Annotated in this window: 10 protein-coding genes and 1 tRNA gene; 5 read left to right on the plus strand and 6 right to left on the minus strand. The window is 65.7% G+C overall.

The features are described 5' to 3' along the window. Window positions 1-79 precede the first annotated feature (79 nt). Both mtaB and dapF read right to left on the minus strand, forming a co-directional pair. Window positions 80-1,330, minus strand: coding sequence for a tRNA (N(6)-L-threonylcarbamoyladenosine(37)-C(2))-methylthiotransferase MtaB (gene mtaB / locus PVW48_RS14245; RefSeq protein ID WP_274581818.1), 1,251 nt, complete (start codon window positions 1,328-1,330; stop codon window positions 80-82). Further along, window positions 1,327-2,175, minus strand: a complete 849-nt coding sequence (gene dapF, locus PVW48_RS14250; RefSeq protein WP_274581819.1) for a diaminopimelate epimerase — start codon at window positions 2,173-2,175, stop codon at window positions 1,327-1,329. The genes mtaB and dapF overlap by 4 nt, the downstream gene beginning before the upstream one ends. 96 nt (window positions 2,176-2,271) lie before the next feature. Here dapF and PVW48_RS14255 point away from each other — a divergent pair. The 3 genes from PVW48_RS14255 (at window position 2,272) to PVW48_RS14265 (ending at window position 4,636) form a co-directional block, all read left to right on the plus strand. Further along, a tRNA-Lys gene (locus PVW48_RS14255) sits at window positions 2,272-2,347 on the plus strand. A gap of 410 nt (window positions 2,348-2,757) precedes the next feature. Continuing rightward, on the plus strand, window positions 2,758-4,029 hold the full coding sequence (gene soxC, locus PVW48_RS14260; RefSeq protein ID WP_274581820.1) for a sulfite dehydrogenase: 1,272 nt from the start codon (window positions 2,758-2,760) through the stop codon (window positions 4,027-4,029). Next, complete coding sequence (locus PVW48_RS14265; protein WP_274581821.1) at window positions 4,016-4,636, plus strand: c-type cytochrome; 621 nt, start codon at window positions 4,016-4,018, stop codon at window positions 4,634-4,636. Before soxC ends, PVW48_RS14265 begins: the two co-directional genes overlap by 14 nt. A 252-nt stretch (window positions 4,637-4,888) precedes the next feature. Here the strand turns inward: PVW48_RS14265 and PVW48_RS14270 are convergent, their stop codons facing one another. Then, the gene (locus tag PVW48_RS14270) at window positions 4,889-6,418 is read right to left on the minus strand and encodes a phospholipase D family protein (protein ID WP_274581822.1); all 1,530 of its coding nucleotides are present in this window, start codon (window positions 6,416-6,418) and stop codon (window positions 4,889-4,891) included. Between the two features lie 216 nt (window positions 6,419-6,634). Between PVW48_RS14270 and PVW48_RS14275 the strand changes: the two genes are divergently transcribed. Next, window positions 6,635-7,627, plus strand: coding sequence for a hypothetical protein (locus PVW48_RS14275; protein WP_274581823.1), 993 nt, complete (start codon window positions 6,635-6,637; stop codon window positions 7,625-7,627). Here PVW48_RS14275 and PVW48_RS14280 read toward each other — a convergent pair. After that, window positions 7,624-9,105, minus strand: a complete 1,482-nt coding sequence (locus tag PVW48_RS14280) for a hypothetical protein (protein ID WP_274581824.1) — start codon at window positions 9,103-9,105, stop codon at window positions 7,624-7,626. The two genes, PVW48_RS14275 and PVW48_RS14280, sit on opposite strands and share 4 nt — an antisense overlap. Before the next feature lie 275 nt (window positions 9,106-9,380). Continuing rightward, the gene (locus PVW48_RS14285; protein WP_274581825.1) at window positions 9,381-10,613 is read right to left on the minus strand and encodes a urate hydroxylase PuuD; all 1,233 of its coding nucleotides are present in this window, start codon (window positions 10,611-10,613) and stop codon (window positions 9,381-9,383) included. A gap of 99 nt (window positions 10,614-10,712) precedes the next feature. Here PVW48_RS14285 and PVW48_RS14290 point away from each other — a divergent pair, with 99 nt between their 5' ends. Continuing rightward, window positions 10,713-11,645, plus strand: coding sequence for a LysR family transcriptional regulator (locus PVW48_RS14290; RefSeq protein ID WP_044028075.1), 933 nt, complete (start codon window positions 10,713-10,715; stop codon window positions 11,643-11,645). Here PVW48_RS14290 and uraH read toward each other — a convergent pair. Beyond that, entirely contained in the window at window positions 11,642-11,995 is a 354-nt protein-coding gene (gene uraH, locus PVW48_RS14295) for a hydroxyisourate hydrolase (protein ID WP_012179865.1), read from the minus strand. The two genes, PVW48_RS14290 and uraH, sit on opposite strands and share 4 nt — an antisense overlap. Window positions 11,996-12,002: the final 7 nt, after the last annotated feature.

The following is a 12,002-nucleotide window of genomic DNA, read 5'->3' on the forward strand; positions in this document are numbered from 1 at the left end:
AACGAGGGAGGCAGGATCGCGGAGCGGCGCGGCGGGTAACCTTGATGCTGTTTCAAGGACGCTCCGAGAGGGTGGCCGATCAGGCCGCCAGCCGCTGTCCTGCGATGCCGGTGATCCGGGCTTCGACGATCTGGCCCTCGGGGCGGTCCTCGGCGAAGGCGACCTCGGTGAACTGCTCTGTCCGGCCCAGGCGGGGGGATTCGATCAGGATCTTGTGGGTTCGGCCCTGTTGTGCGGCCAGGTGGCGCGCGACCTGGGTGGCGCCCAGGGCCCGCAGGCGGGCGGCGCGGTCCTTGATCGCAGCACCCGGGACGGCGGGCATCCGGGCGGCGGGGGTGCCCTTGCGCGGAGAATAGGGAAAGACGTGCAGCCAGGTCAGGTCGCAGTCGGTGACCAGCCGAAGCGAGTTTTCGAACATCGCCTCGGTCTCGGTCGGGAAGCCCGCGATGATGTCGGCGCCGAAGGTCATCTCGGGGCGCAGGCGGCGGGCCTCTTCGCAGAAGGCGATGGCGTCGTCGCGCAGGTGGCGGCGTTTCATCCGCTTGAGGATCAGGTCGTCCCCGGCCTGCAGGCTCAGGTGCAGATGGGGCATCAGGCGCGGTTCGGTCGCGATGGCGCGCATCAGGTTCTCGTCCGCCTCGATACTGTCGATGGAGCTGATGCGCAGGCGCGGCAGGTCCGGCACCAGGCGCAGGATGCGCATCACCAGATCGCCCAGCCGCGGGGTGCCGGGCAGGTCCGCGCCCCAGCTTGTCAGGTCCACGCCGGTCAGCACCACCTCGTTGAAGCCCCGGTCCACCAGCCGCTTGATCTGGTCCACCACCACGCCGGCTGGCACGGAGCGGGAATTGCCGCGCCCGTAGGGGATGATGCAGAAGGTGCAGCGGTGATCGCAGCCGTTCTGGACCTGCACATAGGCGCGGTGGCGGCCGAACCCGTCGATCAGATGTCCGGCGGTCTCGCGCACCGACATGATGTCGTCGACCTGCACGCGTTCCGTCCGGCCGATCAGGTCGGGGACCAGCGCCGCCCAGGTCTCGGGCTGCATCTTTTCGGTATTGCCGAGGACGCGGGTGACCTCGGGCATGGCGGCGAAGGTTTCGGGCTCGGTCTGGGCGGCGCAGCCGGTGACAATGATCGGGGCGTCGGGATTGTCCCGGCGCAGGCGGCGGATCTCCTGCCGGGATTTGCGCACGGCTTCGGCGGTCACCGCACAGGTGTTGACCACCAGCGCGTCCGACAGGCCCGCGGCCTCGGCCATCTCGCGCATGGCTTCGGATTCGTAGGCATTGAGGCGACAGCCCAGGGTGGTGAAACGCGGCGCGGTCATCGGGCGGTCTCGGCCAGGAATTGCGGGGTCAGGCGGCCCTCGAACACGGTCATGGTCGGGCCGGTCATCCAGACCCCGTCCTCGCGCCAGTCGATCCAGAGCGTGCCGCCATCGAGGTCGATCCGCGTCTTGCGCCCGGTCAGCCCGCGCCGGGCAGCCGCGACACCGGTGGCGCAGGAGGACGAGCCCGAGGCCAGCGTCACGCCCACGCCCCGTTCCCAGACGCGCATGCGGATATGGTCGGGGCCGACGATCTGGGCCACCTGCACATTGGTGCGCTGGGGATAGAGCGGGTGGTGTTCGTAGCGCGGGCCGAAGGTGTCCAGCGGGATCGCCTCGGCATCGGCGACGAAGAAGGTGCAATGCGGGTTGCCCATGCCCGTGGCGGTGGGGGTGCCTTCGATCGGCAGTTCGAGCGTGTCCATCGCCTCGGCCAGGGGCACCTCGGACCAGAGCGTCTGGGGCTGGCCCATGTTGACGCGGGTGAGGCCGTCGCCCGCGTCCTCGGCCAGCAGCAGGCCCCGGTCGGTGGACAGGCGCAGGGCTGTCGCGCCGGTCTCGTCCAGGATCATCCGCGCGATGCAGCGGGTGGCGTTGCCGCAAGCCGCGGATGTCGAGCCGTCGGCGTTGTAGAAGGTCAGGTGGGCGTCCGCCTCGGGGGCGGGCGCGATCACGGCCAACTGGTCGAACCCGACGCCCCGGTGCCGGTCGGCCAGGGCCGCGACCAGACGGTCCGACACGGGCCGGGGTGCGGCGCGCGCGTCGATCACGACGAAGTCGTTGCCAAGCCCGTGCATCTTGAAGAAGGGCAGGCCGTCTGGTGCGGTATCGGTCATGGCGGGCATATACGCGTGATCCGCGGCATAATCCAGAAGCTGCGGATTTGTGGAGATTCCACCCTTGACCGTCTTGAACCCACTGGCTAAACGGGCCGCCAGAGTGGGCCGTTAGCTCAGTTGGTAGAGCAACTGACTTTTAATCAGTGGGTCGCAGGTTCGAATCCTGCACGGCTCACCACTGTTTCATCAAATGACCGATCCGTGCGTGATCTGCTTTTTGGGTGGGTTGGTATCGGTGGGTCTTGTGCGTTGAGCCTGCGCGGTGGCTGTAACGGTCTTTTCGAGACGAAAGGCCAGGCATGGTTTTCGGCCGGTCACATGTGCCATGCGCCCGAAATCAGGGGGGCCTCAGCCAAGGTCGGTATCGCGCGGTTTCAAGGGGCGAAACGCGGAACCTGATTTCGGCATGCGCCTTGGGGGCCATGGAGGCGGAGTGCTGGCGCATCCTGTCCCTGCCCAAGCTGGACGAACGGCCAATTCCGGTTGATCGAAATAATAAAATCAAATTATTGAATGTAAGATAATAAAATTGCCTCGAATCGTTTTACTGGGCAATGATCGAACCTTACTTGCATTGGGAGAGCTTTCATGGACCAACCTGAGAAGTCTTCATCGCGCCTGCTGGCGTCTTCTGGTCGCCGCGCTTTTCTGGGGGCCAGCGCCGGGCTTGGGGCTGCTGCCGTCGCCGGGCTTGCGGCCCGGGCCGCGCCGCTTGCCGTACCCGAAAGCAACCGGACCATGGGCGATCCGATCCCGGAGACGGATTACGGTATGCCGATCGAGTACGAGGACCACGTCCGGCGCAGGCGCACGGATGTTTTCGTCAATCGGCAGAACTATTCTGACTGGAGCATGACCCCTCTGCATCAACAGTTGGGCATCGCGACGCCCAACGGGCTGTTCTTCGAGCGCCACCATAACGGCGTTGCCCGGATTGACCCGGATGTGCACCGGGTCGCGATCCACGGAATGGTGCGGCAGCCGCTCCTGTTCTCGATGGACGACCTGATGCGGTATCCTTCGGTCTCGCGGTTTCATTTTCTGGAGTGCTCCGGCAACGGGCTGACGGATTGGCGCGAGGCACGTTCGACCACCGTGCAACAAAGCCATGGCCTTCTGTCCTGCGCGCAATGGACCGGCATCCCCCTGTCATGGCTTCTGGATGAAGCGGGCCTGCAGGACGGCGCGAGCTGGGTCGTTCTGGAGGGCGCCGATGGGTCCGGGCATCTGCGATCGATCCCGATCGACAAGATCATGGATGATGCGCTACTGGCCTATGGTCAGAATGGTGAGATGCTGCGGGCGGAGCAGGGCTATCCGGTGCGTGCGATCCTTCCCGGCTGGGAAGGAAACACCAACGTCAAATGGCTGCGCCGGATCTATGTGACGGACGAACCGCTGCACGTTCGGGGCGAGACCGCGCGCTATACCGACCCCATGCCGGATGGCAAATGGCGGCAGTTCTCCATGGAGATGGAGGCGAAATCGGTCATCACCAACCCGTCCGGGGGCATGCGCCTGCCCGGACCGGGCCCGGTGGAGCTGTCCGGCTTTGCGTGGTCCGGAAACGGCACGATCAGCCATGTGGACGTGACCGTCGATGGTGGGCGCAGCTGGGTCGAAGCGCAACTCGAAGGCCCGGTGATGGAGAAGTGCCTGACGCGCTTCCGGTTCCGGTGGAACTGGGACGGAACGCCGGCGAAGATTGCCAGTCGCGCCGTCGACAGCACGGGATACGTGCAGCCCACCGCCGAGCAACTGGCGCGAGTCCGGGAGATCTCGGGCTTCGTGCAGCACAACAATGCGATCTTCCCATGGACGATCGATTCCAACGGGGAGGTCGGCAATGCAATCGCGTAACTTGATCCGTGCGGCGGGGGTGTTTCTCGCGGCAACCGCGTTTCCGGCGTTCGCCTCCGACTGGGACCGGCCGGACGCCGCTTTTGGCACGCCGATCTCGGAGGCGGACCTTGTTTTGTGGGATATCGCGATTGCGACCCCGTCGGGGGGTAACCTTCCCGAAGGACAGGGCACCGTGGCCGAAGGCGCGGCGGTCTACGACGAGCTCTGCGTCGCTTGCCACGGCGAGAATGCGGAGGGCGGTGCGGATCTGATGTACGGCTCCATGGTGGGGGGCATCGGCACCATGACCGAAAGCCGCCGCGTCCTGACCCCGGGCAGCATGTATCCCTATGCGCCGATCCTGTTCGACTATGTCCGCCGGGCGATGCCCTTGGACAATCCGCACTCCATGACCAATGACGAGGTCTACGCGGTATCTGCCTATCTCTATCATCTCAATGGCCTGATCCCGGAGGATTTCGTCATGAATGCCGAGACCATGCCGGAGATCCAGATGCCGAACCGGGACGCGTTCATCACCGACACACGGCCCGACACGATGAACGAGCGCTGCATGGAGGGGTGCGACCCGATCGGGACGGTCGCCATGGCGGACGAGGGCTGACGCCTGCGCAAGTCGGTCTGTGTCTGTGCCAGGCAGTGGCGGGGCCTTTGTGCTCGGCCGCCGCCGAAACAGGCCCGGAGGCCGCGCGGGGCGTCGTGGACACGATCCCGTAACGGAGGGTGGGTCGGTGCGAGTACACGGCTCCGGCGCGACCGGATCACCACGACACCGTTTTCGCAGCACCAGTCATCTTCTTGTACCGTGCTCTTTGCCTGACGCGGTGCCCGCAGAAACCGCTGGGAACAGGCAGCCTCAGAGTTGCGAGCCGATGGGCAGCAGAGCATAGAGCCCCGCGACGAAGTGGTCCCAGGGGGACCCGGTCGGCTCATGATAATAGATCCTTTGGGTGCCATCCGGGTCGGTCTCGGTCCACGAGATCCGATTGTCCTCTTCGAGCCGAACGGCAAATGCCTCGGCCTCCAGGGCCTCTGACAGAGCTTCCGAGGCGTTGGCGGTGAACGTGGGCGAGTCGATCAGGATGCCCATCTCGGTGTTGATGTTCACCGAACGCGGGTCCCAGTTGAACGACCCCACGAAAAGGTACCGATCATCGATGGTGAAGGCCTTGGCGTGCAAACCGGATTGCGATTGACCCCAGTTCACGCCCCGCCGCTGCGCGCGGTCCGCATCGGGTCGCAGCTCATGAAGGCTGACCCCGCTTTCCAGAAGCCTTCGTCTGTCCTTGGCATAATGCGCATAAACCGGTTTCACATCGTTGGAAGCCAGTGAGTTGGTGACTACGGAAACCTCGACGCCCTTGTCCTCGAGCTCGGCCAGCCAGGCGCTGCCGCGGTCGCGCGGCACGAAATAGGCGGAAATGATCTGAACGTCCGATTTCGCCGCGGCGAAGTATTTTGCGAGCTGCGACGCCAGGATTTCCCCGTCATCGTTTGCACCTGCCGCCTTCGACGGCGGGTCGGAATACATCCTTGCAGGCACCCATTCGAGCGCGAGGGTCGAGGCGGTGAAGTTCTGCGCCCTCGCCCGGCGGATGACGCTGGCATATTCCAGTTCGCGAGCATCCCCGATGAGTGCGTCGAGACGGTCGCGCGCTGCATCGAGGCTCATGTCTTTCGGTGCGCCGATCACGGCGCGGGCGGGCACCGCGAACCTGCTGTTCCAGTATGCATCGAAGTTGGTGGACACCGCGTCCACAACGGGGCCTGCCACCAGAACGTCGATATCCGAATAGTTCATGTCCCGCTTGGCGAGGAAATACTCGTCGCCGATATTCCGCCCCCCGACAATCGACATGGCATTGTCGGCGGTCATCGACTTGTTGTGCATCCGCCGGTTGATCCGCTTGAAGTCGGTCAGACCGGCGGCAAGCAGGTTCTGATCCCGCCAGAACGGATTGAAGAGCCGAATCTCGACGTTTTCATGGGCATCGAGGGCCGCCGTGGCAGCGTCATAGCCCCCTGTGTCCATGTCATCGAGCAAGAGACGGACCCGCACGCCCCGATCCGCGGCTTGAAGAAGGCTCCAGGCGAAGACATGTCCGGTGAGGTCATCGTGCAAGAGGTAGTATTGGGCGTCGATCGTCTGCTCGGCGGCGGCGGCCAGAGCAAGGCGGGCGGCGATCGCCTCTTCTCCGTTGCCGATCAATCTGACACCGGACCGGCCATCGCGCGGGTCGCCCAGCTGGCTGACGGCCCTTGCAAGCTGCGTGCGTGTCGGCTGGTCCGGTGCATAAGACGGCGTCTGCTCGAATGTGCGCACCGCTGGTCCGCAAGTGGACAGAAGCATCACGCTCAGACTGGCCATCAGGAAGAAGGCTTTCACGATGTCCCTCGTTCGGGCTGCTGCGTTTGCGGTCGGACCGAGAGCACCCAGACCGCCCATGCGACGTGATCCCACAAATTTGCCGTGTTGGTCAAACGCCTCTGCTGCGCGCGTGGCCCGGCGGTTCGTGCCTCGACCCTGCCCAAGGCGCGGGGCGACTGGACAGGTTGCAGGCTGGCATGAGACGTTTGGGCACCTTTGGCGGAGGAGGGGGCGATGGACTGGCGCGAGGCGGAGGAGATCATCGGATGCAAGGGCGAGGGCGACTACCTGCTCGACCTGCCGGCCCATGAGGCGCGATATCGCGAGAAGGCGCCCGTGCTGGCCGATCTGATGGTTTCGGCGGCCTCGCGCAGTGCGGTGCAATCCTATGCCCGGTTCGATGCGGCAGCCATCGCGGCACAGCGGGGCTACCGGCGGGCTATGAGTTGCGCCAATCTCGGTGCGCTGTTCACCTCGGTCTTCGGGGCCGGGGCCATGGCCTGGACGATCCTGGCCGGCGCGGGCGGGCCGCTGGCGGGCTACGGCGCGGGGGCAACGGTGCTCAGCGTCGGCGCGGCGATCAGTGCTGCGGCAGGGGCGGCGGGGCTTTACTGGTTGCGGCACGGGCGGCTTCTGGAGACCTGGATGGGCAAGCGAGCGGAGGCGGAGACCCACCGCATCGGCTATTTCAGTGGCCTGCTTGCGCGCGCGGCGGAGGGGCCGCAGGAGAGCGCGATGTTGGCGCTGGAATACGTGCGCCGTTACCATTTCGATGTGCAGCGGACGTATTATGACCACCGCGCACGGCAGCATGAGGCCAGCGCCAACCGGACGCTCGCCATCGGGGCGGCAGGCGCATTCCTGGCCACCCTGTCGAGCTTTGTCAGTGTCGGCGCGGACGGGTCGCTGCAGGCGATCTCGGCGCTCGGCGTGTTCGGGGCGGCGATCGGGGCCTATGCCATCGGGCGCGAGCAGATGACCCAGGACCGGCGCAACGCGGAGCGCTACGACCGGACCTATTCGGCGCTGGTGGCGATCACGGCCAAGCTCGACGAGGTGCGCGCGGCGGTGGCGGCGGGCCGGACCGGGGCAGCGAGCGCCTTTGGCGCGGCGGTGAACGAGCAGATCTCGAACGAGCATCGCCAGTGGCTGGAGGGGCAGGAGGCCGCGCGCGAGGCGCTGGAGCGGATCGAGACCGCGCTGCGTCCTGATGGGCAGGGGGTTTAGGCGGTCCGCAGGGTCAGGCGGTCGGTTTGTCCTTCCCGGCCCGCGCGTGCCCAGGCTCCGGCAAAGAGCGCGGTGACCTGCTCGACCGCATCGGGCGCGCAAACCACCAGCAGCCGGTCGGTGGGCACGCGGGCGGCGAGGGCGTCGATCTCGAACAGGATACCCTGGTTGGCCGGGTCGAAGCCGCGCATGTCCACGAGAATGCGCCTGGCCTGAGCCATCAGTGTCAGGACCGTGGGCTGCCAGGTGCTGTCGCGGCAATAGTAGTCCTGCATCGGGAAGAGCCCGTCGCCCTGCCGCGCGGTGCCGGCGGCGCTGGCCGCCGCCAGGTCCACAGGGCTGTCGATGAAGAGATCCGACAGGCGTCGGCGCAGGTAGGCGGCGAGTTCGGGCGCGTCGAGGGTTTCGGTGGCGAGATCCTCGGCGCCGATCATCAGGACCGGGCCACGCTGCCGCCAGTCCAGTAGGAGCGAACGGGCGAGGCGGGTCTGGGTGCCCTGCTGGCCGAAGACCCGCAGCAGCAGATGCGTCTCCTGCGCCGGGGCGCGGGGGCGGAGCAGGGCGAGGGTGCCCCGGTAGGCGGCGAAGGCCAGCAGGTAGGCGAGGGTCAGCGGGCCGTGGCTGCCCCAGCCGAGACCGATGACCCAGACGCATTGGAAGAGCCACAGCAGGTCATGCTGCATCATCAACTCGCTGGAGCGGGCCGTGAGCCGCGCCACCGCGCGCACGACCAGCAGCGCGAGCCCCGTCCCGACCGCGAGCATCAGCGCAAGGCCGAGGATCACGTAGATCGCGGCCACCAGGCCCGGAGGGAGCAGGAAGAGCAGGAAATCAAGCACCCCCGCCAACATCATCAGGTAGATCGCTTCGAGCGCGAAGACGAGCGGGACGACCAGCGCGACCGCCACCATGAAGAGCGGCACGGCAGTGGTGCGCAGGGCCGGGTTGCCCACCAGAAGCGCCAGCATCAGCGCTGGGCCGACGAGAATGCCGAGGACGTCGTTGCTCTCCGGGGCGATGACATAGAGCAGCCATGTCCAGAACACTCCCGCCGCCACCATCCAGTACCAGCGCAGCCCGGCCACGTAGAGCGCCATGATCAGCGCGGGCAGCAGGAAGGCCGCCACCACCACGGCAAAGCGCAGGGGCGCGAAGCCGATCCCGTCGAGCAGGAACATCACCGTCACCAGTACAAGCGCGAAGGCCAGGCCCGCCGCGAGATACCGCAGCGCGAGCGCGGGCCGCAGGGGGGGCGCGCGGGACAGGGGCGCGACATCGACCTGCAGGGCGGCGCCGTTGGGATGGCTGGGGCCGGGCACGGCGAAGGCGGCCCCGGGGCTGGGTGTGCCCGCGCGCATGGCGCGCGCGATGGCCTTGCGGTAACGCCGCCGGATAATCGCCCCGAGCAGCGCCGCGAGCGGCACAGCCATGAAAAAGACAAAGGCGAGAAAGCCGTTGAAGTTTTCATCCGTGAGCATGGCTTGATCCGTCTCCGGGGCGAAGGTCCCTGGCCGCTGATTGGCGGTTGGGCGCCCTCAGAATGCCCAGACAGCGCCCCGAAAGATACCCGTTCGGGCCCGCCTCCCGGGGGGGCTTTCGCAGTGCATAAAAAACATGCTTGGACCTGCAAGGCGAGCTGTCGCGCGCGCGGCCATTGCACGGTCCTGATTTGGCTGCGCTGCGCCAACTGTGCGACGTCTTGGCTGCGAAACCGTCGGGTGGGATCGTGCGGAGAGGTGCGCGGCGTGGCGGGCTACTGGCTCCGCACCTCGCGCACCCATGCGACGATGGCCTGCCGCGCCTCATCACCCATCTGGACGGCGCTGGGCGGGGGCATGGCGTGGCTCACACCGGCCTGCAGGTAGATTGCGCTGGCCTGCCGGGCCACGTCGCCGGGGGTCTCCAGGTGCACATCCTTGGGCGCCCATTGCATGTTGCCCCACAGCGGCTCGCGCGCATGGCACATGGAGCAGTTGCCCAGGACCGCCTCGTAGGCGGCGTCGAACCCCGCGGCGGAGGCGTATTGTTGTTCATAGGGGGTCAGCGCGCGCGCCTCGGCGTCCTCAAAGGTGTTGCCGCTGCTGAAGGTGGAGAGCCACGCAATCGCGATCATCAGCCCGACCGTCACGCCCCAGGTCCAGATCGGGCCCTTGCCGGTCTTGTGCATGGTGTTGAAATAGTGGCGGATCGTGACCCCCGTCAGGAAGATCAGGCTGGCGATGATCCAGGCAAACTCCGTGGCGAAGGCCAGCGGATAGTGGTTCGACAACATCAGGAACACGACCGGCAGCGTGAGATAGTTGTTATGGGTCGACCGGACCTTGGCGATCTTGCCGTATTTTGGGTCCGGCTGGCGATCGGCCTTGAGGTCTTCGACCACGATCCGCTGGTTCGGCATGATCTGGAAGAACACGTTCGCGGTCATGATCGTCGCGGTGAACGCGCCCAGATGCAGCAGCGCCGCGCGCCCGGTGAAGATCTGGTTGTAGCCCCACGACATGATGACGAGGATGACGAACAGCAGCAGCATCAACAGCGTCGGGCTATCGGCGAGCCGCGACTTGCACATGGCATCGTAGAGCAACCAGCCGATCGTCAGCGATCCGGCCGAGATCGCGATGCCCTGCCAAAGGGCCAGGTCCGCCTTGGTGGGATCGAGCAGGTAAAGCTCCCCGCCGACCCAATAGATGATCGCCAGGAGGGCGGCGCCCGACAGCCATGTCGCGTAGCTTTGCCATTTGTGCCAGGTCAGGTGCTCGGGCATCCGCGCAGGGGCCACCAGATATTTCACGGTGTGATAGAACCCGCCGCCATGCACTTCCCATTCCTCGCCATAGGCGCCGTCGGGCAGGGCCTGGTTGGGTTTCAGCATCAGATCCAGCGCGATGAAATAGAAGCTGGCACCGATCCACGCCATCGCGGTGATCACGTGCAACCAGCGGACCGAGAACGCGATCCAATCCCAGAGGATTGCCAAATCATACATGTGTCTCTCTCCAAGCCTGTCTTTGCAGGCACTCTATGCGGGGCGTGATTGTTCCGCTATATCTACCCAAGGCCAAGCAGCATCAAAAAAAACAGAATAATGTCCTATCTCGACAACATCCGCACCTTTGTCCGTGTCTACGAGCTGGGCAGCATGTCGGCGGCCGGTCGGGACCTGCGGATTTCCCCGGCGGTCACCTCGTCGCGCATCTCGCAGCTGGAGGAGCATCTTGGGGTGCGCCTGTTTCAGCGCACCACGCGCAGCCTGGCGCCTACGGATCAGGGCAAGACGTTCTTCGGGGCCGCCTGTGAAGTGCTGGAAGCCGTCGAGAATGCCGAGGCGCAGGTGATCAACATGACCGACAATCCGAAGGGGTCGCTCTACGTGGCGGCGCCTCTCGGTGTCGGCCGCCGTCTGATCGCGCCGCAGGTGCCGGGGTTTCTGGAGCTCTACCCCGAGGTCCGGATGCGGCTCAGGATGACGGATCGCAAGGTGGACCTGACCACGGAGGGGCTCGACCTCGCGTTCTTCCTGGGACACCCCGAGGACAGCAACTTGCGGATCCGCAAGATCGCCGATGTGCGTCGGGTGCTGTGCGCATCGCCGGATTATATCGCGCGCCGTGGGCATCCCCAGAACGGAGATGCCCTGGTCTCGGAGGGGCACGAATGCCTCAACCTGCGGTTTCCCGGGGCAACGGAATTCCAGTGGCGCCTGGTGACGGACCAGGGGCCGAAACGGTTCCGTGTGGCGGGGCGCTACGAATCCGATGATGGGGATGTGTTGACCGATTGGGCGTTGGCAGGCCACGGGATTGCCATGAAGCCGGTTTTCGAGGTGACGGACCATTTGCAGGACGGTCGTCTCGTGCCCGTCTGCGAGGACACGCCGCCGGAACCGATCCAGATGGCCTGCCTGTTCACCCACAGAAAGAGGCAGGATCCCAAGACCCGCCTCTTCATGGAGTACATCATCGAAAAGATCTCGGACGTGGTCAGCGCAGACCGCTTCGGACCGGGCGCGTCAGCCTAGCTTCCGCGATAGGTCGAATACCCGAACGGCGACAGCAGAAGCGGCACGTGGTAGTGAGAGGCCTCCGACATTCCGAACCGCAGCGGAATGACGTCGAGAAAGCGTGGGGCCTCGGGCGGCGTTCCGATCGCATCGAGATAGGCACCCGCGTGGAAGACCAGTTCATACACACCTGTCCGGAAGGCATCCGTCGGCAGGATCTGTTCGTCGGTCCGGCCGTCGTCGTTGGTCACCAGCGTTTTGAGATGCGTCCTGCGTTCCCCTTCGATGCGAAAGAGCTCGATCTTGAGCCCCTGTGCAGGGCACCCGCGCGCCGTGTCGAGAACATGTGTCGTCAAGTATCCGCCCATGAAACCC

The sequence above is a fragment of the Dinoroseobacter sp. PD6 genome, assembly GCF_028807315.1.
Lineage (GTDB): Bacteria > Pseudomonadota > Alphaproteobacteria > Rhodobacterales > Rhodobacteraceae > Dinoroseobacter > Dinoroseobacter shibae.

Bases quoted from the DNA above. Each gene is read 5' to 3' on its own strand.
- mtaB (WP_274581818.1), bottom strand. From the start codon at position 1,330: ATGACCGCGCCGCGTTTCACCACCCTGGGCTGTCGCCTCAATGCCTAC.
- PVW48_RS14285 (WP_274581825.1), bottom strand. From the start codon at position 10,613: ATGTATGATTTGGCAATCCTCTGGGATTGGATCGCGTTCTCGGTCCGC.
- PVW48_RS14280 (WP_274581824.1), bottom strand. From the start codon at position 9,105: ATGCTCACGGATGAAAACTTCAACGGCTTTCTCGCCTTTGTCTTTTTC.
- PVW48_RS14275 (WP_274581823.1), top strand. From the start codon at position 6,635: ATGGACTGGCGCGAGGCGGAGGAGATCATCGGATGCAAGGGCGAGGGC.
- soxC (WP_274581820.1), top strand. From the start codon at position 2,758: ATGGACCAACCTGAGAAGTCTTCATCGCGCCTGCTGGCGTCTTCTGGT.
- PVW48_RS14290 (WP_044028075.1), top strand. From the start codon at position 10,713: ATGTCCTATCTCGACAACATCCGCACCTTTGTCCGTGTCTACGAGCTG.
- uraH (WP_012179865.1), bottom strand. From the start codon at position 11,995: ATGGGCGGATACTTGACGACACATGTTCTCGACACGGCGCGCGGGTGC.
- dapF (WP_274581819.1), bottom strand. From the start codon at position 2,175: ATGCCCGCCATGACCGATACCGCACCAGACGGCCTGCCCTTCTTCAAG.
- PVW48_RS14265 (WP_274581821.1), top strand. From the start codon at position 4,016: ATGCAATCGCGTAACTTGATCCGTGCGGCGGGGGTGTTTCTCGCGGCA.